Source organism: Occallatibacter riparius (genome assembly GCF_025264625.1).
In the GTDB taxonomy this organism is placed as follows: Bacteria; Acidobacteriota; Terriglobia; order Terriglobales; family Acidobacteriaceae; genus Telmatobacter; species Telmatobacter riparius.
In genome coordinates, this window is sequence record NZ_CP093313.1 from 1,393,140 (window position 1) to 1,415,411 (window position 22,272).

Annotated in this window: 12 protein-coding genes; 9 read left to right on the top strand and 3 right to left on the bottom strand. The window is 59.9% G+C overall.

Annotated features, from left to right (window positions below; translation table 11 throughout):
- Positions 1-73 precede the first annotated feature (73 nt).
- Together MOP44_RS05535 and MOP44_RS05540 are read left to right on the top strand one after the other, a co-directional pair.
- The gene (locus MOP44_RS05535; protein WP_260794914.1) at positions 74-1,381 is read left to right on the top strand and encodes a hypothetical protein; all 1,308 of its coding nucleotides are present in this window, start codon (positions 74-76) and stop codon (positions 1,379-1,381) included.
- Between the two features lie 552 nt (positions 1,382-1,933).
- A complete protein-coding gene (locus tag MOP44_RS05540) occupies positions 1,934-5,500 on the top strand; it encodes a TonB-dependent receptor (protein ID WP_260794915.1) in 3,567 nt (1,188 codons plus the stop codon).
- A gap of 1 nt (position 5,501) precedes the next feature.
- Here the strand turns inward: MOP44_RS05540 and MOP44_RS05545 are convergent, their stop codons facing one another.
- Positions 5,502-6,887, bottom strand: a complete 1,386-nt coding sequence (locus tag MOP44_RS05545) for a sigma-54-dependent transcriptional regulator (RefSeq protein ID WP_260794916.1) — start codon at positions 6,885-6,887, stop codon at positions 5,502-5,504.
- Positions 6,877-7,989: a sensor histidine kinase gene (locus tag MOP44_RS05550; protein ID WP_260794917.1), complete on the bottom strand. Its 1,113-nt coding sequence runs from the start codon at positions 7,987-7,989 to the stop codon at positions 6,877-6,879. Before MOP44_RS05550 ends, MOP44_RS05545 begins: the two co-directional genes overlap by 11 nt.
- A 360-nt stretch (positions 7,990-8,349) precedes the next feature.
- On the opposite strand from MOP44_RS05550, the gene MOP44_RS05555 reads away from it, so the two are divergent.
- The 5 genes from MOP44_RS05555 to MOP44_RS05575 all read left to right on the top strand — a co-directional run bounded on the left by MOP44_RS05555 (position 8,350) and on the right by MOP44_RS05575 (position 16,892).
- The gene (locus tag MOP44_RS05555) at positions 8,350-9,510 is read left to right on the top strand and encodes a TolC family protein (protein WP_260794918.1); all 1,161 of its coding nucleotides are present in this window, start codon (positions 8,350-8,352) and stop codon (positions 9,508-9,510) included.
- Between the two features lie 11 nt (positions 9,511-9,521).
- The gene (locus MOP44_RS05560; RefSeq protein ID WP_260794919.1) at positions 9,522-10,679 is read left to right on the top strand and encodes an efflux RND transporter periplasmic adaptor subunit; all 1,158 of its coding nucleotides are present in this window, start codon (positions 9,522-9,524) and stop codon (positions 10,677-10,679) included.
- Positions 10,680-13,805 (top strand): efflux RND transporter permease subunit, encoded by a 3,126-nt coding sequence (locus MOP44_RS05565; RefSeq protein WP_260794920.1) that lies wholly within the window; start codon positions 10,680-10,682, stop codon positions 13,803-13,805.
- 389 nt (positions 13,806-14,194) lie between these two features.
- Positions 14,195-16,471: a hypothetical protein gene (locus MOP44_RS05570; RefSeq protein WP_260794921.1), complete on the top strand. Its 2,277-nt coding sequence runs from the start codon at positions 14,195-14,197 to the stop codon at positions 16,469-16,471.
- A gap of 16 nt (positions 16,472-16,487) precedes the next feature.
- Positions 16,488-16,892 carry a DUF1360 domain-containing protein gene (locus tag MOP44_RS05575; protein ID WP_260794922.1) on the top strand — a complete coding sequence of 135 codons (405 nt, stop codon included), beginning with the start codon at positions 16,488-16,490 and terminating at the stop codon, positions 16,890-16,892.
- 183 nt (positions 16,893-17,075) lie between these two features.
- On the opposite strand, the gene MOP44_RS05580 is transcribed toward MOP44_RS05575, so the two are convergent.
- Positions 17,076-18,995 carry a CocE/NonD family hydrolase gene (locus MOP44_RS05580; RefSeq protein ID WP_260794923.1) on the bottom strand — a complete coding sequence of 640 codons (1,920 nt, stop codon included), beginning with the start codon at positions 18,993-18,995 and terminating at the stop codon, positions 17,076-17,078.
- Between the two features lie 149 nt (positions 18,996-19,144).
- Between MOP44_RS05580 and MOP44_RS05585 the strand changes: the two genes are divergently transcribed.
- The gene (locus MOP44_RS05585; protein WP_260794924.1) at positions 19,145-19,690 is read left to right on the top strand and encodes an RNA polymerase sigma factor; all 546 of its coding nucleotides are present in this window, start codon (positions 19,145-19,147) and stop codon (positions 19,688-19,690) included.
- The gene (locus MOP44_RS05590; protein ID WP_260794925.1) at positions 19,687-22,272 is read left to right on the top strand and encodes a FecR domain-containing protein; all 2,586 of its coding nucleotides are present in this window, start codon (positions 19,687-19,689) and stop codon (positions 22,270-22,272) included. Before MOP44_RS05585 ends, MOP44_RS05590 begins: the two co-directional genes overlap by 4 nt.

Below are 22,272 nucleotides of genomic sequence, written 5' to 3' on the forward strand. Positions count from 1 at the left end.
GGGAAGCGGGTCCGGTGCCTGACGACTACCACGAACAGAACGTCTGGAAGCCAATCCTCCTGGAGACCAGAACATGAAGAATCTAATGGCAGAGGTGGTCACTCCTCTCCCTCCTCTGCCGGGAGAATCAGAGGCTGTGTCTGCATCCGAAGTTCAGACATCGCTAGCCGATATCCTGCAGAGTTCCCCCTTCCGCTCGAGCCCGCAACTCCAGAAGCTTCTGAAGTTCCTCGTCGGCGAGACGCTGGCCGGGCGCGGCGAGTCACTCAAGGAAAGGAATATCGGCGTACGCCTGTTTGACCGGTGCCCCGACTACGATACGAACGTAGATCCCATTGTGCGGCTCCGGGTTGCTGAAGTCAGAAAGCGCCTGGCGCTTTTCTATCAGGGAGTCCGGGATCAGACGGTATTGATCAGCATCCCATCCGGCTCCTTCCGGGCGGTATTTGAGCCTGGCGTTCTGAGGGCGCTTCCCGCAGGGGTGACTCCCATGCTGACCCCGGAGCCGATCCCAGTTCCGCCGCAGAAAGGCACGGCGGCGGATGTGAAGGCTCGGAGGTTTCGATTTCGCCGATGGTGGATCGCCGTCCTCGCTTCCCTACTGCTGATGGCCGCTGCGCTGGTGCGGTATCTTCCGTCCTCCGACGAACGATTGCTAAACCGGTTCTGGTCGCCGGTTCTCGAGAACCCCAACAGTGTTTTGATTGGAATCGGCAACAATCCGATTTATGAGCTCTCTAACGCGGGCGAAGATGAGTACTACAAGGATCATCCAAAGGGGCAATTCGAGGAAATGGGGCTGCACCCATATATCCCACTAGCTCCTGAAAGCTCAATCGATAGCAGGTATTTGCGTTCTGCCGTTAATACGTACCTCACTACGGGCGATGCCGCAGCGTTGTCGGATGTCGAATACATTCTCGCGCAGCGGCGCATAAAGCTCGACATGCGGTTTGTGAATGATGTGACCTATGGCGATCTTCGCCAGAATCCCACGATCCTGATAGGTGCGCATAACAATATTTGGACGCTCACAATGACGGAGAACCTGCGGTTCGGGTTCCAGGGCCATAGCACGATCGTCGATCGGTTCGACCGTCAAAAGCAATGGACCGCCAACGCGGACCGTTCCGAGACTTACGCGATTGCGGCCCGGCTCCTGAATGCATGGAATGGGAAGGTGATGATCGTAATCGGAGGAGTGGGGTCGTCAGCAACACGTGCCGCAGGGGATTTCATCACCAATCCCCACTCCATTGCAAAGATGGCTATGTCTCTTCCCAAGGGATGGGAAAAGAAGAATATCGAAGTCGTTTTGCATACGACTGTGAAGAACCAAATTCCGAGTACATCGGATATCGTTGCCATCTATTCCTGGTGACTTTACAGCGGCTCAGAGTTGCGTGCTCGGAATGATCCGTCTGGCGAAACCCGCAAGGCAAAGGCGGGGCTCAACCCTTGCTGCCCCTGAGCCGAGAAGGTGAGTCACGGCGCGTCCCGGGAAATCATTGCTTGGCTGCAACTGTCTCCGCTGGGAGTATGCGGCCACGCGCACGACACAAGCCGGGAAAGCGCGTTCTGAAGACAGACTCTCCGGACAGTACTGTACGGCACGCCTAACATGGTCAAAAAGAGACACTTACTTCTTTCTTCCTAGAACACTACCCGAATGAACTTGCAATGGCTTTGACAGCAGGAATCTGCTTGCGTCTGGAACACACCGCATACACCGGATGTCGTTTCTCAGACTATGCGCAGATCCCCACACGGAACCGTTCGGGAATGGCTTGCCGGCCGGCACTTCCACACTACAACTTGTACACGCAATCGAGGACGCAATGACCGGGAGGTCGACCCTGTGAATCACTGTGCGAAGCGGCATACTCAGCCCCTTTTCATCCAGCCCAATCAGCCCGTTCGACGGCTTCATAAGATGCCCCGGAAATCTGTCGCCATCGCTTGGGATATCCGTCCGACCTTCGGCTACGCAGCGCTTGCGGCTCTTCTCGTTCTGGCATGGGGGTCCCGGCTGATGGCCCAGACCGCGGCCACCATCTCGGGCCACGTCAGCGATACAAGCGGCGCCGCTGTTCCGGGCGCCGCCATCCTGCTCAGTAACAATGCAACGCAATCGGGACGGTCCACGATATCAACGACAACGGGCGACTACACGTTTACCGACGTTCCCGTCGGAACGTATAAGCTCACCGTCACGCACCCAGGCTTCAAGACAATTACAAGTAACGCAATCCAGGTTCAGGTGCAGCAATCGGTCCGGCTCGACTTTGCTCTGCAGATCGGCGCGGTGACCGAATCCGTCGAAGTGCAGGCCAGCAGCGCTCTTCTGCAAGCCGAAAACGCGACGCTTGGCACGGTGGTGGAGAACGAAGCTGTTTCGCAGTTACCGCTGAACGGCAGAAACTATCTCGCCCTGGTAGCTCTCGCTTCCAATGCCAATACGCTTTCACCGAACGCAGGCCAGGCAGGAGCTCGCCTGGGAGGCGAGCGCGCCAGCCAATCGATCTCGGTTGGCGGCAATCGCATCATGTTCGATTACTTCACCCTGGACGGCGTGAACAATACCGATCCCGATTTCAACACCTATGTGGGGCTGCCCTCGGTGGACGCCATCGAAGAGTTCAAGGTGCAGACCGGCGTCTATTCCGCGGAGTTCGGCCATGAAGCGTCCCAGGTCAATGTTGTAAGCAAGTCAGGCACCAATACGTTCCACGGATCGGCTTACGAGTTCATCCGCAACAACTACGTGGATGCGAACCCCTATTTCTTTCCCTACAACCTGACTCCCCCCAAAGTCTTCCCCTTCAAGTGGAACAACTTCGGGTTTGAGTTGGATGGGCCAATCAGGATTCCGCACGTTATCGATACAAGAAACAAGTTCTTCTTCATGATCGACGACGAATGGAGACACATCCGTTCAGTAGGACAAGGGGAAGCAGTAGTGCCCACAGCGGCAATGGCTGCCGGAGACTTCTCGGGCTACACGTATCAGGACGCTACGGGCACCCATCCAATCACCCTCTACGATCCCGCCACGGGAGACGCGAATGGCCTCGGGAAGCAGCCATTTCCAAACAACAAGATTCCGTCGCAAAGAATCAGCCCTCAATCGACGGAACTCCTGAAGTACCTGGGAACAGCCCCCGCCGCGCCCACATACACCTGCACCGGATCCAGCTGTTCGGTTAACAACAACTACGCGTACAGCACATCTTCTCCGCAAGACCGCCAGAGCCTGACGGTTCGTGGAGACTTCATCCAGTCACAGAACTTGCAGTACGCGTTCCGCTACAGTTCGGGCGACGAATCAATCATTTCGACAGGTCTGCTGGGAGCGGGCAGCAAGATCATCACCAACTATTACCAATACCTGGGCTCCAACACCTGGACGCCAACCCCGCACCTTGTTAATGAGGCGCGATTTGGTTATACCCACTTCTACAATTCACTGGGGCTGCTGTCGGCTTTCACGCACAACGTGGTCGACGAGATCAAGATTCCTGGCCTGAGCGGCGGAGCCCCTGCCACGTGGGGCATTCCGGATGTGTCTTTTGGCAGCGCGCAGGGAAATCCCATTAAACAAATCTGGAGTGGTTTCGGAGATCGAGGCGGCGACGGTCCGTATGTTGTGACGGATCCCGGCTGGCAGATTGTCGATAACGTCTCATGGACGCGAGGGAAGCACTCGCTGCGGCTGGGCTACGAGTACAACAAGCAGACGTTTAACCAGCTTGGCAACCAATTCTCGCGCGGCCAGTTCAGTTCTCAGCCCATCGCGACGGCCTACAACTCCGGCAGTGGGAGCAATCCCCTTTCTGGCGGTGACTCGCTTGCTGACTTCCTGCTCGGTGATCTCTACCAGTCGACTGTTGCAGTGGCGGTGGCGAATGCGAATTATGTGCGTCACGTTCAATCTGCGTACGTGGACGACACGTACAAATTACTGCAAAACGTGACCATTGATGCGGGCCTCAGGTATGAACTCACGCCGCCTTGGAACGATACGTATGGCAACAACTTCACGGTGGGCATTCCGGTTATGCCTGAGCATTCTGCAATCAGCACCACATATCCGCAGAGCGACTGGCCTTACTACGTCCGCCAAGGGAACTGTTCGCCCGACCATGTCTACGATGGCCTGAACATCCGGTGGACAGCCAGCACCGTTGGAAATGGGCCGCCGCCGGTGTGCAGCAACGGCACGCTGCCTAATGGTCCGCTGATGCATACGCAATACAACAATTGGGCGCCTCGGCTGGGGATCTCTTACTCACCGAACGCGACGACGGTCATCCGCACGGGGTTCGGACTTTTCTATAGCCAGGATATCGGCAACGCGTACTTCGACATGGCCAGGAATATCGCCGGACGCGTGACCTTCACCAACGCAAATGCGGTTGCGCCGTACGGCAGTTCCACCCTGACATGGAACAATGCCGTGCCGGGCGGGGGCGGCGGATCAGGTGTCGCCCTTCTGCCTGCAAGCACCGTTGCGTTCGTCATGGCCGCCGGCCACAAGACGCCGTACGCTGAACAATTTCTCTTGAACATCCAAAAACAGGTTGGGCAAAACTGGTCCTTCGAAATGGGCTATCAGGGTGCTGTGAGCCGGCACCTTTATGGATTCAGGAACGTCAACATCGCTACACCCTCGGGGTATGTGCCAAATGGAGCCGGGACCTCGGTCAAGTTCCGTACTCCTTTCGCCAATATGGGCGGTATCCAGTACGTGCATGACGAAGGGATCGGCAACTATAACGCCTTCAGCGTGAAAGCTACCCGGCGCTTCAGCAACGGCTTCAATCTGATCGGATCCTACACGTTTGGCAAATCGCTGGATGACACGAGCGGCGTTCGAGTTCAGGGCAACGATCCCCTGTTTCCGCAGGACAACCGCTGCCTTACCTGCGACTACGGCCCATCGGCATTCGACGTAAGGAACCGGATCGTCGTTTCGGCGCTGTACGAACTGCCGTTCGGGCCAGGGAAACTGGTGCCGGTGAACAGCAAGGCACTCAATGCCCTGGTTGGCGGCTGGCAAGTGGGGGGAATCTTTACGCACCAGACTGGCGCCATCGCGACTCCGCAGGACGGCATCGATCGCTCAGGAATACAGGGTGCGGGAGGCAACTACGATCGCCCAAACGTCACGGGCATCAGCCCTTACAGCGGCACCAGAACACTGAACGCCTGGGTCAATCCAGCTGCGTACCAGCTCCAACCCGTGGGCTTCTTCGGAAACGCGGGCAGGGGCAGCTTCACAGGGCCCGGACTTACAAATCTGGATGCTTCGCTGCACAAGGCGTTCTTCATGCCGTACAACGAGAAGCATCAGTTGTCGATTCGCTTCGAAGCCTTCAATGCACTGAACCATCCAAACTGGAACAATCCGAGCATGACAATTACGTCTTCAACGTTCGGCCGGATCAGTGGAACCGGTGCCATGCGTCAGCTTCAGCTGGCGGCGAAGTACCAGTTCTAACTCAGCGGGTTAGGTCTTCCTGGCGCAGCCCGTGTTTCTCCATGCGATAGATGAACGTGCGACGGCTGATATCGAGGTAGCGGGCTGCGTGGGTCTGGTTGCCGTCGAACTTTTCCAGGGCGCGGAGAAGCAGTTCGCGTTCCACGGCTTCGAGGCTGATCCCCTCGTCCGGGAGTTCAAGCAGCAGGGTTGCGCGTTGCTGCGGGAGAGAAGCCTGGCGCAGTTCCTCGGGGAGGTCGTTCTCAGTGATGATTTCTCCGTTGGAGAGCACCAGCATGCGCTCGATGATGTTTTCCAGTTCCCGGATATTTCCTGGCCAGCGGTACGCCGCAAAAAGTCCGACGAGCGAAGGCGCCATCCGGATATTGGGCATATTGTGCCGTTCGCGCGCCTGCCGGAAAAGGTGTTCGAGGAGTTCAGGAATATCCTGGCGGCGTTCACGGAGCGGCGGAAGGCGAAGGGGGACTACGGCGAGCCGATAGAAAAGATCTTGGCGAAAGGCGGCGTCCTCGACCATGGCGGCGAGGTTGCGGTGCGTCGCGGCGATAATGCGCACGTTCACGGTTTTCGGGGCGGAGCCGCCGACGCGCTCGATCTCGCCGTGTTGAATCACGCGCAACAGCTTGACCTGAGACTCGAGGGGAAGCTCGCCGATTTCGTCGAGAAACAAGGTTCCGTTGTCGGCCATTTCGATGCGGCCGGGCTTGTTGGCAACCGCGCCGGTGAAGGAGCCGCGAGAATGGCCGAAGAGTTCGGATTCAATCAGGTCGCGAGGAATGGCTCCACAGTTGATGGTTACGAAGGGTTGATTGCGCCTCCTGCTGTTGTAGTGGATGGCGCGCGCGAGCAGTTCCTTTCCCGTTCCGGTCTCGCCTTGGATAAGTACCGTGGAGTCATGCTGGGCCACGCGCGAGGCTAGCTCAAGCACCCGCAGAAGAGACTCGGAATGTCCGATGATGTTCTCAAATCCATAGCGCCGATCGAGGGCGGAACGGAGATTGCGCACTTCATCGATGAGATCCTGCCGCTCCATGGCGCGCTGCACGGCCAGCAGAAGCGCCTCATAATCGATGGGTTTCGTGATGTAGTCGTACGCACCGAGGCGCATGGCCTGGACTGCGGTCTCGATGGATCCGAAGGCAGTGATCATGATGACGGTGGTTTGAATCTGGTCGTCGGCAATCAGACGCAGCAACTCGATTCCGTCGAGGCCGGGCATGCGCAGGTCAGTGATCACGAGCTTGGGGCGGCTCTCGACGAGCAGCTTGCGCGCTTCGGTTCCGCTCTGAGCGGTGGCGACGGTGTAGCCGGCCTCGACAAGTTGCATCTGCAGAACGCGCCGAACACTGGCGTCGTCATCAACCACAAGTATGCTGCTAGCTGGCATGTGAGGCCTCCTGGCCCAAGGGGAACTGGATGCGGAATGTTGTTCCGCCACGCGCATTCTTGTGGAACGTGAGCGTGCCGCCATGCTGAGCAATGATGGTGGAGGAGATGGCGAGGCCCAGTCCGGTGCCCTTGGGTTTGGTGGTAAAGAACGGGTCGAAGATGCGTTCCGCCATATCGTCGGGTATGCCAATGCCACAATCCTCCACGTCGAGGCAAATGTGGCGGTCTTCGCATATGGTGCGCAGAATGATACGGCTGTCCGCGGGCGAGGCCTCAATGGCGTTCAGCACGAGATTTAATAACACCTGGCGGAGCTGCTCCGGGTCGCAATCGATTTCAGGAGAGAGAGCGAGCGGCTGGTGTTCGATCGTGATCCTTCGCTCTTGCGCGGCGTGCGACGCGAGCGATGCGACGGAAACCACGATTGAATCGGGCTCTGTATGCTGCAGGCGTGGCAAACGCGGCTTAGCGAAGTTGAGGAAGCCGGTAAGCAACTTGTTGAGCCGCTGTGATTCTTTCTGAATGATGTCGAGACTGTCTTCGAGGTATTCGGCCGGCGCCGCTCCGCGGCGAAGAATGCCCGCAGCGCCGGAGATGCTGGCCAGCGGATTACGAATCTCATGGGCGAGACTTGCGGCAAGCCGTCCGGTGGCAGACATGCGCTCGGCCTGCTTCATACGTTCGACATTCTCGCTGAGTTCGCGATAAACGTCTTCGAGCTGCTGACGAGTTTGCTCGAGCTTGCGGCGATGCTCCCGCTCGCGGTCGGAGAGGTATCCGGCGATGAGGCCGGCGATCACGAAGATGCTGAACTCCAGGATCTGATCCTTCGCGTCGAGGGGCCAGCGCCTCCATTGGTGCGCGATCACAGGGGCATTGATCAAGCCGCCCAACACAGCCGTGGCAAGCGCGCCACGCACTCCAAAGAGCATGCCCGCAATCATTAGGGGAAGGAAGTTGAGATGGTGAAGGATATTGTGAGCGGAGACGTCGGAGCCCGGTACGACGATGGCGAGGACCGCAAGCAAGACAAAGAACGCCACTATCCCGAAGGCAGTCCACCTTGCTTTGCCTTTATCCGGGTTATAGAGCAGGTCCATAGCGACAGGATAGCGGGACCAGAGCCCTTCAGGGCGATTCATACCGTTTGACTGAGCAATCCTGGTTCCAATCAAGGGGCGTGGTCTGGTGGGAGTTGGCGGCATCAGATGTACGTTTTGGGACAGCAGCAACGAACGGCATGTCCCATTTGCGGCACGGCGGCAGTCGTAACTCACAAAGACTGCGCGAAATCTCATTGGTACGCGACGTGCAAACAAGCGGGCGTGCGACCTTGGATCTATGCACTACTTTTCCCGTTCTTAGTCTTGCCGGGGGTTTCAGGCCAGAGCAACAGCTCTGCGTCCGCGCCCGGCGTGTCTGCCGCGGCAGGGGCGCGCGCTTCCGGCGCTGTTAGCTCTTTGTCGATTGACGAAGCTCTGGCCATCGCGGAGCAGAATAGTCCCCTTCTGAAACAGAGCCAAGCGCAGATTGAGGCGGGGCAAGGCCGCGTGGAAGCGGCCCGCGCCTACTCCAATCCCACCGTTCAGGTTCTGGCAGGGCATCAGGCGGGACTTGATGTACCCACACCCGGAGTGCCGGGACTTCTTCAGCACTATTCGGCGAGCCAGCCAATTGAGATTCCCGCAGAACGGCAAGCCCGCATTCGTGCGGCGCGGCTTGCGATGTCCGCGGATAAAGATCTGTTGCTGGCGGTGCGCCTGGGCGTGATGGCGAACGTGAAGCGGGCCTTCTACGACGTGATCCGGCGTAAGGAGCAGCTTGCCAATGCCGAAGGGAACTTGGCGCTGGTCACGGACCTGCGCCGACGCGTGGGCGTGGAAGTGAAGGTGGGAGAAAAAGGCAAGCTTGAACTCACGCGCGCAGAGGCGGAGATGTCGCGAGCACGCGCAGTGGTGAAGAGCGCGGAGGTAGAACTGGCAGCGGCGCGAGCGGTGTTGAAGGCGGTGCTCGGTATGCCGGTTTCGGAGAGCCCGGAGCCGTCAGGGTCGTTCAGTCCGCAGATAACGCTACCCGCGCTGGAACAATTGCGGCAGTCGGTACTGGCGAACCATCCGGCGCTGTCGGAGGCGCAGACCCGAACCGAAGAGGCGAGGGCGATTGTGCAGGACGAGCGAGCGCGAAGAATTCCCACCCCCCAACTGTATGGGGAATACGAACATCAACCGGACCTGTCGTTCTTTCGCATGGGCGTGAATATCGATATTCCAGTATGGAACCGCCGGCGCGGCCAGATCCGGGAGGCTGCAGCGAACGTGGCGCGTTCCACCTCTGCGGAGCGCCAAACACAACTGGAGCTCGTAGCAGCGTTGGAGCGCGCCTACAGCCAGTACGAAATCAGCAGCGATCAGGTGGAGAGCCTGCAAGCGGGATCATTGCGGGAAGCAGAGGCGGCAGTCGAGGCCGCTCGCGCTGCCTACAAATTTGGCGAACGCGGGATTGTGGAAGTGCTTGACGCGCAACGCGTGCTGCAAGGCGTGCGGACCGACCTGCTGGACGCGCGTTATGCGCAGCAGAGCGCACTGATTGATCTGGAAGAACTGGGAGCCACTCACCCATGACGGAGAATGCGATGCGGAAGTTGTGTCTGGCTGCGATGAGCGCAGTGGTTGTGATGTGGAGCATGGCTGCCTGCAAACACGATGTCGCGGCCGGGAGCCGCGGAGCTGCACCTCCCGATCCTCTGACGGTGCACCTAACGCCAGAACTGCGCAACGAGATCAAGACGGGCAGCGCCCAATGGCAGGAGGTGACCACGCAGCAGAAAGTGGCTGCTCGCGTGGAGACGGATGCCTCGCGGGTGGCGCGCGTCGGCTCTCCCGTGAACGGACGCATCACGAAGATGCTGGTGTTCGAAGGACAGCACGTGAAGCAGGGGCAGGTCCTCGCCATGCTGCACAGCAATGCGCTTTCTGACGCGCAGTTCGCGTTCATCAGGGCGTATACACAGGAAAACCTCGCGCGGCAGTCTGCGGAAAGAGCAAAGCAACTGGTGCAGTCCGACGTAATCGGGACGGCGGAACTGGAGAAGAGGCAGGCAGAGCTGCTGCAAACAAGCGCAGAGGTGGCCGCGCTTGGTGCGCAGTTACGCGGGCTCGGCATGACCGATGCGGCAATTTCGCGGCTGGAAACCTCGCGCCAAATCAACTCGGAATACCCCATCACCGCAAGCATTTCCGGTACCCTCATCGAGCGGAAGGTGACGATCGGGCAGGTGGTGCAACCCGCCGATGAGGTGTTCCTCATTGCCGATCTCTCGAACGTCTGGCTCGTGGCGGAGGTACCGGAGGAGCACTCGGCATCGCTCTATCCAGGCAAGACCGTGTTGGCGACGGTTCCGGCGCTACCGCATGAGCCGGTCACCGGGACGTTGAACTTCGTGAGTCCCGTGGTGAATCCCGAGACGCGGACAGTCCAAGCCCGCATGGATCTCCCCAATGCGAAGGAATTGTTCAAGCCGCAAATGCTCGCTTCCATGACATTCGAAAGCCGCCCCCAGCGCGGCCTCACAATCCCCTCCACCGCGGTGGTGCGCGAAGACAACAAGGATCAGGTGTTCGTGAAAGCCGGCGCCGACTCCTGGCGGTTGCGCGAAGTGGAACTCGGGCCGGAGGTGGCCGATCACAGACTCGTGCTGAAGGGCATCACGGAGAACGACGAGATCGTACTCAACGGCGCGTTCCATCTGAACAACCAGCGCAAGCAGGACATGATCAAGGGAGCGGAATAGATGCGGGCTCTTATTGCGGCAGCCCTACACCAGCGGCTGGTAATCGTTGTGGTGGCGCTCATCCTGCTGTTCTTCGGATTGAACGCTGCGCAGCACCTCTCTGTCGATGCATTCCCCGACGTGACTAACGTGCAGGTCCAGATCGCCACCGAGGCTGCTGGAAAGTCGCCCGAAGAAGTAGAGCGGTTCATCACCGTTCCCATTGAGATCGGCATGACGGGATTGCCGGGCCTGCAGGAAATGCGCTCTCTGAACAAGCCGGGACTCTCTCTCATCACTCTGGTATTCGAAGACGGCAAGGGCGTCTACTTCGAGCGGCAACTGGTTAGCGAGCGCCTCAACGAATTGCGCGACCGCATGCCGGAAGGAGTCACGCCGCTGCTGGGCCCGGTCTCCAATGCTCTAGGCGAGGTGTATCAATACACCCTGGAACGAACCGATGATGGACAACGCGCCCTTACGCATGACGAATTGGTAGAACGCAGGACTGTGGAGGACTGGGTGGTACGGCCGCTGCTTCGGTCGATTCCCGGTGTTGCCGAGATCAACTCGACAGGTGGATACGTCAAGGAGTATCAGACGCTGGTAGATCCGCAGAAGCTGCGCTACTACGGCTTGACTATCGAGGATGTGTTCGCCGCGCTGAAGCGGAACAATGCGAATGCCGGGGGCGGCATTCTTCCTCAGCACTCCGAACAATACCTGATTCGAAGCATCGGCCTGATTCGTGACGCCGACGACATTCGCAACATCGTGCTGAAGGAAAGCGCCGCAACGCCCGTGTACATCAAGGACGTTGCGACAGTTCAAGTAGGCCAGGAAGTCCGCTATGGCGCCATGGTGAAGGGCGGCTACACAGAAGCCGTGGGCGGCGTGGTGATGGCCATCGCCGGGGGCAATGCCAAAGAGATCGTAAGCAAGGTTAAGGCTAAGGTAGAGAAGATCAACGCGGAAAACAAAATCCCCGGCGGTCTCAAGATTGTGCCTTACTACGATCGCTCCCGTCTGGTGGATGCGGCAATTCACACCGTCACCGAAGTCCTTGCGGAAGGCGTTGTGCTCGTTGTCGTGGTGCTCTTCCTCTACCTTGGCGATCTGCGGTCGAGCCTGATCGTGAGCGCCAACCTTTTACTCACGCCACTTCTTACGTTTCTCGTGATGAACCACGTTGGCCTGTCGGCGAATCTCATGTCGCTTGGCGGTCTGGCTATAGCTATCGGTCTCATGGTGGATGGTTCCGTCGTCGTGGTGGAGAACGTGTTTGCGCGGCTCAGCCACGAGCAGCACGACAGCCGGTTGCATACGGTGCGTGACGCGGTAGTGGAGGTGGCGACTCCGGTGATTTTCGGCGTGCTGATCATCGTGTTGGTGTTTCTGCCCCTGATGACGCTCGAAGGCACATCAGGCAAGATGTTCGCGCCCCTGGCGTACACCATTGCGATCGCGCTGCTAATCTCGCTGGCGCTTTCTCTATCGCTTTCGCCGGCTCTCTCTATGTTCTTCCTGAAGGCCGGAAAAGAGAACGACACGTGGCTGGTCGCGATGTTGCGCAAGCCCTACAACCGCATCCTTGCGGTCGCGATGTCTAACAAGCGCAAGAGCATCTTTGCGGTGCTGCTGCTGCTTGCCGGAACTCTGTGCCTCTTTCCGTTCCTCGGCACAGCCTTCATTCCGGAGATGCAGGAAGGAACGCTGGGGCCAAACGCGGATCGAGTGCCGAATATCTCGCTGCAGGAATCCATCAAAATGGAGCTACGGATGCAGAGCCTGATGCGCGATATCCCGGGCGTGCAGAGCGTCGTCTCCCGCCTGGGACGTGGAGAGTCACCGGCTGATCCTGCGGGTCCCAATGAAGCCGATGTGCTCGCAAACCTGGTGCCCGTTGATGACCGCCCGCGTGATCTGACCCAGGAGAAGATTGCAGACGAGATGCGGCACCGGCTTGCCGCGATTCCAGGTATCAACCTCGTGATGGCGCAACCCATCTCCGATCGCGTCGACGAGATGGTGAGCGGCGTGCGCGCCGATGTTGCGGTAAAGATCTTTGGCGACGATCTCGACACGCTGATCGAGAAAGCCCAACAGGTGGCAAAGGTAGCGGCTTCCGTGTCAGGCACGCAGGACACGCGCGTGGACCGCGTGGGTGGGCAGCAGTACCTCACCATCGAGATTGACCGCGCCGCTATCGCGCGTTACGCGCTGAACGCATCCGACGTGAACGATACGATCGAGATGGCCATCGCCGGTAAGAGCGCGACTGAAATTTACGAGGGAGAGCGCCGCTTCCAGGCCATTGTGCGCTTGCCCGACAGCGATCGCGACACGGTGGAGAAAATCAAGGAGATTATGGTCTCGTCTCCAAATGGCATCCGCGTCCCTCTTGAAGACCTCGCGCGCATTCGCGTGTCTGAAGGTCCTGCACAAATCAACCGTGAGATGGGCAAGCGGCGGATCGTGGTCGGTATCAATGTGCAGGGCCGAGATCTCGGCGGGTATGTGACGGAACTGGAACGCAGCGTTCGCACCCAGGTTCCGCTGCCGCCGGGCTACTCTTTCGAGTGGGGCGGTCAGTTCCAGAACATGCAGCGTGCCATGCACCACCTGATGATTATCGTTCCCGTGACCATCGGCGCGATCTTTTTTCTCCTCTTCCTGCTGTTCCATTCGGTGCGCTTCGCTGCCTTGATCATCACGGTCCTGCCGTTTGCCTCTATCGGCGGAGTGCTCGGACTGTTCGTTTCGCGCGAGTACCTATCCGTACCAGCATCGGTAGGTTTCATCGCGCTCTGGGGTATTGCTGTTTTGAATGGTGTGGTCCTGGTGTCGTACATCCGCAAGTTGCGAGGCGAGGGCCTGTCACAGGCAGAAGCAGTGACAGAGGGAACGCGGCTGCGGTTCAGGCCGGTGATGATGACAGCCACCGTCGCGGCCCTAGGACTAGTGCCCTTCCTGTTCGCTCGCGGTCCCGGATCTGAGATTCAGCGCCCGTTGGCAATCGTGGTGATTGGGGGGCTGATAACGTCGACATTCTTGACTCTGGTGATCGTCCCATGCCTCTACGCATGGTTCGAGGGCGGGCCACGCGAGATCGCGGACAGAGAGATGGAGAGTCACCTGTTGAGCTAGAGGCCAGGAGAGCCGGGCGATTTACTTCATCGGATCGATCGATTGAGCTTATTGAGGGCTGATCGCGGGGGAAAGGGCGTGCATTTTGTTTGGACGTTCGCATGATCCGGCTTGCTCGCGATCCGCGGCGTCCGTGTGTTCGTTTCGGCTCCCTGCTTTCAAAACTCGTCACAATTCCGACGTAACTTCCCACTTACTCGACGAGAAATTCGACCTGACAAGTCCGTTCTCAGCCTCAGCGCTCGCGCGCTAGGTGTACCATGGTTGCTCCTCCCCCGGCAAGGAGCCGTCCTTGCATAACCATTCACCCGGCGACAGCTGGGCGGAGGACATGCGTTCTGTGCGCGCGTTCGCCCATCTGTCCAATCACCATCTCCCGGGAGAACGACATGAGCGATTCCTTTGATGATGTTGTCAGTCGTCTTGCGTCCCAGTCAGAAGCGATAGGCCGGCTTGCGCAGGATAGTGGCGGTTTTTCCGCTGTTGTAGCAGCTTTCGAAGCAAAGGACCCCGATGCGTTTCGCTGGGTTCTGCAGCGGATGGAGATGCTCCCCTACTGTGAATTGATCTGCGAGTGGGTGCGCATCAAGCTGTGTGTGCTCCGATGTTTAGAACTCTGCGGGCCGCCTGAGCCCAACGAAACTCTTCCCACCCTGGACCAGTTTGCGCATGCGGTCGCGCGGCTGGCAGACAACGAAGCCGGATTGCGTCGCGTCGTCGATGCGGTGTCCTGCGGCAACCGGGAAGAATTCGCGGAAGCACTCAGGGAACTGAAGCTCACACAGGTTTGCCGCGTAATTTGCCATTGGGTGTGCGGCATTGGATACCGCCGCGTCTGCGAGATCATCTGTGGAGGCGAACCGGCAGCGCTCGCCGATCCCGTACAAGAGATTCGTGCCGCGGGCAAGGCGATCGAAAGCCTGCTGCGTAACGAGAAGGCTTGGGCCGCAATCAGCAAAGCCGCACTCGAACGCGATTGCGTCATCCTGCGGAATACCATCAATGCTGTTGGTTTTGCTGGTAGGTGCGAGATCATCTGCCGGCTCATCTGCTTCTGGCGTTGCTTCCGCGTGTGCCGAGAGCTTTGCGTAGTGGAGACCGAGCCGATCGAATTACCGGCAAACGGTGTGGAAGAAGCCCGCGGTTTTGCTCTCGCCTTCCGCAAGCTGGCTTCGCAACCGCGAGCGCTTGCCGATCTCGTCACCGCTGTTGCCGATGGCAACCGCGAGGCCTACAGCAGGATCGTGGGACAGTTCGGACTCCGCATCTACTGTCTGCAGATCTGCGCGTGGGTGTGCGTCGTCAGTTGCCGCGAGTTCTGCATCTGCGTGTGCCCGCCACCCAACCTCGATCCGTGGTTTACCACGGTTGGAGATTTCGGCATCTACTCCGACATCGACTCCGGCACCGGCCTCACAAACAAGGCGCTGCCGGTCACGCCGAGCCTGGTCTACGGCGGCGGGCCGAACTTCGCGTTCTTCGAGCAACTGCAGCTTGGAGGGTTCTGCCCCATTTACTCGCCTACGGTGGCGGGAGCGCAGATGCAGTACCGGTTCCTGATCGCCACCCAGAGCACAACTCTGGCGTCGGCCATCAACTCCGCCCAGACCACGATTACAGTGGCCGGCGGGGCTGCACCGCCTCCCACGCCGTTCAGTATTTCGGTGTGCAATGCGGGCGAGACGGGCGAAACCATGACCGTAACGTCGGTTGCCGCCAGTACCTGGACGGTGACACGCGGGCAGGACGGCACAACCGCCGAACCCGCGAACGCCGCCGCTACAATCTGGATCAACCCCACGCCGATCAACGGCAGCTTTGTCGCGCCGGTCAAGCTTGGAACCAGGTTCGTCTCCTGGCCCGTGAACAACTCGGGCACGGCCAGTGCCTCGAACTCGCTCCAGTTCCAGGATGTCTACGTAACCGGCGTCTCTCCTGCGCCTCCTGACGCGACGCCACCGGCGCCGGGGAATCCGTGGTTCGGCCCCGGCATTCACTGGGCCTCGGCTGACCCATCGACCGGTTGGGTCACCGTGGATCTGAACGCGATCGGCAATGGTTACCAGGTGCTCATGGGCTTTGATACCACGCAGACTGGAGCAGCCCCTGGTGGCGATCCGCTCTCCGGATCGAATGCTTTCGACAATACGGGCCAAGCGCCGGTGGGCGCGCCGGTTCCCGCGGGTAGCCAAAAGGTGGGGGTCGACATGGCCATCCTCTTCCAGGCGACGCGTGTGTCAGCGGCGCCGGCCGTTGACTACTCGAATTCGCTGTGCAAGATCCACGTGAACAACTGGACCGAAGTCAACCATCTCTGGTTCCACGAGTTCACGGCCGGAGCGGGATGCTGCCAGCCGATCGACAACACCCTGACCGTGCAATTCGTGACGGACCACGAGATGCTGCACAACAACTGGTCGCTCGCGATCACGAGTTGCAGCGCCTCGGCTCCGGGCGACATCACGCCGTCCAACCCCACGCCGGGGGTCACGTTCACCGCCGGGGACCGAGGAGCATCCGGCTCCGTTGTCGAAAACACGACATCGTGGACCAACTGCTCGTACACAGCCCACCTCTCTACACGGCCAGCACTGACCACCGGACTTGCCGACCGGACGGGTGCCGACAACACACTCACCTTCTGCATCTGCGGGCACAAGCACTGAGATGTGGAGTTTCGTAGTGGCCGTTCTCGCCACGTGGAGGGTAACTCACCTCCTCGCGGAGGAGGACGGCCCTGCCGATCTCGTCGTCCGATTCCGCAAGCTGCTCGGTGACAGCTTTGTGGGCAGGATGATGGACTGCTTCTACTGTCTGAGCGTGTGGATTGCCGCGCCCGCGGCGCTGTTCATCACGCGAAGGCCACTGGAGTGGTTCATGAACTGGCTGGCGCTCTCAGGGGGAGCATGCCTGCTGGAGAGACTGACGACCAAACATGCGGAGCCGCACGTGCTGCGGCCGCTCGAAGAAGGATCAGAACAAGGAGGCATTGAAAATGTGTTGCGGTTCGAAACGTATGCAGATCAAGGGCGCGGCGGCAGCGATGCCACCGACAACCAGCAACCTGCGCAAGCCCCCCAGCGTTAGTGCGGCGGTGGTGCCGGGGCAGGCGTCGCGTCGCCCGTTGATGGGTGTGTTGCCGGCATCGCTTCGCGGGGCGGCTCCGAGAACCAGCAAGTGATGTTGCTGCGTAACACTAGGGTGACACAGCAAAGCCCGCGGCAGCCGCGGGCTTTGCTGTTGGTACGAGATGGGGGCTAGTCCAGTCCGCTATTTGCCGGACACGATGGGGAGCAGGACAGAGCTTGCGGCTTGCGGGTTGTGCTCCACCGTCATGGTGGCGCTGCGGAAGTCTTCGGGTTTGGCGAAGAAGATGTTATCGACATAGGTTTGCGGGTTGCGGTCGTAGAGGGGGAAGAGCGAGGACTGGATCTGCACCATGATGCGGTGTCCTGGCTTGAAGACGTAGTTCACAGTTGGCAGGCGGAAACGGTACTCCTCGACTGCGCCGGCGGGGATGGCCTCGGGGTTTGGGAAGCTTTTGCGGTAGCGGCCGCGGAAGATGTCGAGGCTGATGGGGAGCTGGTAGCCACCCATCTCAGGCTGCTCGGCGTCGTTAGGCGGATAGACGTCGATGATTTTGACGACGAAGTCGGCGTCGGTGCCAGTGGTCTTAACGAACAGATCGGCGAACGGCGCGCCTTCGAGACTCACAGCACGATCGAGTACCGGGGTCTGGTAGCTGAGCACGTCTGTGCGGGTGGCGACGGGGCGCTGATCCTGAACGAGCCAGGTCTGCCAGCGCTTGCCGCCGTCGGCCTCGACGGGGGGCGCTAGATAGGGCACAGGCTTGGCAGGATCGGAGAGGTAGCTGTCTTCGCCAGCCTGAGGTTTGTTGAGGGCGAGGCCGAACTCTGACTGCAGGTACATCGGCGTCAGGTGTTTTTCATCGACGCCGGGCCAGTCGGCGAACTTGTCCCAGTGGTTCTCAGTGGCGTTGTAGATCAGCGCAGCGGGGAGCGACTCGGCGGCCTTGCGGTCTTTCAGGTAGGTGTTGAAGAAGGGAATGAGGATGGTGCGGCGGAAGTCGGCGGCGGTATCACCCTTCCATTTCAGCGGTCCCAACGTTTCAGCGGACCGGTTGACCTGGCTGTGGTACCAGGGACCCATGACGAGGTGATTGTTGGAGGCGTGGCCGGCGGCCTTTAGAGCTTCCCAGGTGTGCACTGCGCCGTACATGTCTTCCTGATCCCAGAGACCCTGAAGCCAAACGGTAGGGATCGAGGCGGGCTTCTGGACGACGAGCTTGTCGAGTGCCTGAAGCTGCCAGAAGGCATCGTAGGCGGGGTGCGCGGAAAGGCGGTTCCACCAAGGTAGCTGTTTGAAGCCGTTTGCTTCAGCCCAATGGCCGGCGCTCACTGCGTCGAGAAAATCCTGGTAGTCGTCTGAGCCGGGGCGGGGGACCTGACTGCCAGCGGCGCGCTGGGATGACTGCTCAGTGAAGTAATCGAGGTTGACCTGGCGGAAGGCGCCGTAGTGGAACCAATCATCGCCCATCCAGCCGTCGATCATGGGGCTTTCGGGCGCGGCCACCTTGAGCGCCGGATGGGGGCCGAGGAGAGCCATGGTTACGGTCCAGCCGTCGTAAGAGGAACCGATCATGCCGACGCGGCCGTTGGATTCGGGAATGTTTTTGACGAGCCAGTCGATGGTGTCCCAAGCATCGGTGGTGTCGTCGGTCTTGGTGGGATTGAGCGGGCCGATGGGCGGGCGGGTCATAACGTAGTCGCCCTCGGAGCCGTATTTGCCGCGAATATCCTGGGTGACGATGATGTAGCCGTCGTCGGCCCAATCGCGCTGGGCGGACCAGACGGCGTCGCGCATGTGAGGCCTGTCGGTCGAGAATCCGCTGGCATTGTAGGGAGTGCGCTCGAGCAGGATGGGCAGGCCTTTGGCGCCTTTGGGCACAATGACGACCGTGTGGAGCTTGACTCCGTCGCGCATGGGGATCATGACTTCGCGCTTTTCGTAGTCGTAGCCGGGGTGAGGCTCTTCCCATTTGGCGGGGATGTCGCTGCCGGTCTGGACCATGTCGGGGGTGACGGCGGCAGACTGGGCAGTCAGGGCCGGACCCAATGTTGCGGAGGCGAGAACGAGACAGGTCAGGGAGATGGAAGATGTGCGTCGCATTGCTCTTATCTTGACATGGCGAAGAACGGGCGTGTCGAAGGCTCTTTGGCTGGGAACATCGGGGCGGCGGTGCTCGTACGTCCGGATATGCGCATTCATAATTTCGAGACTGGTGCGTCATCCCTATGAATGATCCAGAGTGTGGCCCCATGAGCGCAGCAACGGCGAGCTATCCGGCGAGGCAAAAGAACCACGGGCTGGAGCGCCTGTTTGTAGAGCACTACAGGCGGGTGCTGATGGCCAGCTACCGCATCACCGGCAACATGGCCGATGCGGAGGACGTGGCCCAGGCGGTGTTTCTGCGGCTGGGCAGCGGCGGTCTGCCTGCGGTGGCAAACGCGGGGAGCTATCTTTACCGCGCGGCGATCAACGGCGCACTGGATCTGTTGCGAAAGACGAAGACGGCAGCGGCTGAGTCTCTGGACTCGGCGTCGGACCTGGTAACGAAAGAACCGGCAGCATCACCTGAGAGGGCGGCGGGAAACAGCGAGCTTGCGCGGCAGCTACGGCTGGCTATCGGAGGGCTGGCGCCGCGGGCAGCGGAGATGTTCGCACTGCGCTACCTGGAAGAGCTGTCGAATGGCGAGATCGCGAAGCTGATGGGGACGTCGCAGGCCGTGGTGGCGGTGACTCTCTATCAATCGCGCTTGAAGTTGAAGAGACGGCTGGCGGAACTGCAACGGGGGATGAGATGACACGCGACGAGAAAACATTGTTGGACCGGGCCACGCAGGCGCTGCGGGCCGATGTACCGGATGCGGAAGCGATCAGGGCTGCCGCGGAGAGAACCGCACAGGCATTGGAGATCAGGATGGATCGCGAGGCGTTTGAAGGAGCGATTGAGAACTGCGCAGGCGTGCAGCGGCTGTTTGTGGCCCATCGCGCCGGGAATCTGACCGAGAACCGCAGGGTGCTGGTGGATGCGCATCTGCGCGACTGCGGCGAGTGCCTGCGGCTGTTCAAGCAGGGGCGCGAGGGTGCGGTGTTGAACTGGTCTGCACCCGCAGTGAAAGCCGCCCCGAAGATGCGTCCAGCCAGGCTAGGATGGGCGATGGCGACTGCAGCGGCGGCGCTTGTGACGAGCGTGTTCGTATACAGGGTTTACTGGCAGGTTCCGCCGGGCGTGCGAGCCGAGGTGCAGTCGATTGACGGCACAGCCTTTGTGATGGGCGAGGGCGGAGATCGCAAGGTTGCGGCCGGCGCTGAGTTGCGCGAAGGCGATGAGCTGCGGACTACGGGCGGCTCGCGCGCGGTGCTGCGCTTGTCGGATGGATCACTGGTGGAAGTGAATCAGCGGAGCGCGCTGGGCGTGGGTGCGCGCGGGCACAACATGACGGTGAGCCTGGACCGCGGCGCGGTGATTGTGCAGGCAGCGCATCGGACGTCTGGCCACTTGTATCTGAAGACGCCAGACTGCCGTGTGGCGGTGACCGGAACCGTGTTCTCAGTGGATGCGGGAATCAAGGGCTCGCGGGTCGGAGTGCTGCAAGGATCAGTGAATGTGGCCTATGCGGGCATGCATACAATGCTGCATCCGGGCGAGCAGGTGGCAACGAGCGATAATCTAGCTCCCGAGCCGCTGGACCAGCAGTTCGCGTGGAGTCCGGAGCGCGAAAAGTACGTGGGAATGCTTGCGCAGCTTGCGAATGTGGAGCACCAGATTGCGCAGATTCCCTTCCCCGGGCCGCGCTACAGCAGCGATTTGCTGACGCGTGTGCCAATGGATACGCAGCTTTATGTGAGTATTCCGAATCTGGGCGAATTTCTGCAGCAGGCGAACACCATCTTTCAGAATCAGCTGAATGCAAGCCCGGAGCTGAAGGCATGGTGGACGCAGGGGCATAAGCAGAATCCCGATGAGCTGAATCAACTGGTGACGAAGATCCATGACGTGAGCCAGTACCTGGGCAACGAAGTCGTGTTGATCGGCACGGGCACGGGCGAAAGCAAGACGGTGGCGTTGCTCGCGGACGTAACGAAGAGCGGGTTGAAGGACGAGCTGCAGCAGATTGCCGGCGACGGAAACAAGCTGACGGTTCTCGATCCTAATGCTCTGGCGGCCGCGGATGCGAGCCAGAATGCAGGCAAGGGCATGTATGCGCTGGTGCGCGATCACGAAGTCGTTTTTGCACATGACATCGCGACGCTTAAGAAGCTGAGCGCGCAATTGGATGCGGGTGCAAGCGGGTTTGCCGATGGGGAGTTCGGGAAGCAGATGACGGCGGCATACACGCGCGGCGCGGGGATTCTGCTGGGAGCGAATTTGCAAGCAATGCTGCAGAACGCGCAGCAGACGGCTGCAGTATCGAGCAAGAGGCGCGGCTTGGAGAGTACGGGGCTTAGCAATGTGCAGTATCTGATTGCGGAGCATCGCGAGTTGAACGGCGCGCCCGCGAATCATCTGAATCTGCAGTTCACGGGAACACGCCAGCGCGTGGCGTCGTGGTTGGCGAGCCCAGGGCCGATCGGGTCGCTGGATTTCGTGAGTCCGAATGCGGCTGCCGCAGTCGCGACGCTGACGAAGGACCCTGCCGCGATTGCGGATGACCTGATGGCGATGGCGACACAGGCAAAGGGCCAGCCGGTGGACTGGAACGAGATCGATCAGAAGCTGCAGATTGATGTGCGCAACGACTTGATGGCAAATCTGGGCGGAGACTTTACGCTGGCTCTCGATGGGCCAGTGCTTCCGACGCCCTCCTGGAAGATGGTGATCGAAGTCAACAATGCCAGTGCGCTGGAGAACACTCTGGAGAAGATGGTGCAGGCGATCAGTAGCCAGGCGCAAGGCACAAAGGCACATGTTCTCCAGATCCAGCAGAGCACGGTGGATTCGACGGTGTATTACACGGTTCGTGATGTGACAGCGGGAGCAGTGGTGGCCGAGTACACGTACGCCAACGGATTCATGGTCATGGGTCCGAATCGCGCGATTGTGATGGACGCATTGAAGACCCAGGCGAACGGCAACTCGCTGTCTCGTTCCGCGTCGTTCCGGGCTTCTCTGCCGAAGGATGAAAACGAGAACTACTCGGCCGTCGCTTACCAGAACCTGAGCCCGGTGCTGACGCCGTTGCTGTCGCAGCTTACCGGCGACACCGCGCAGGCGATTCAGAAGCTCGCTGCGGATGCCAGACCGACGGTGATCTGCGCGTGGGGCCAGGACAATCGGATTGAAGCAGCGAGCGATAGCCGGTTGTTCGGCTTCGATTTCCTGACACTGGGCGCAATTCTTCATTCCGGGAACAAGCCACCTGCACAGAACGTATTGAACTGA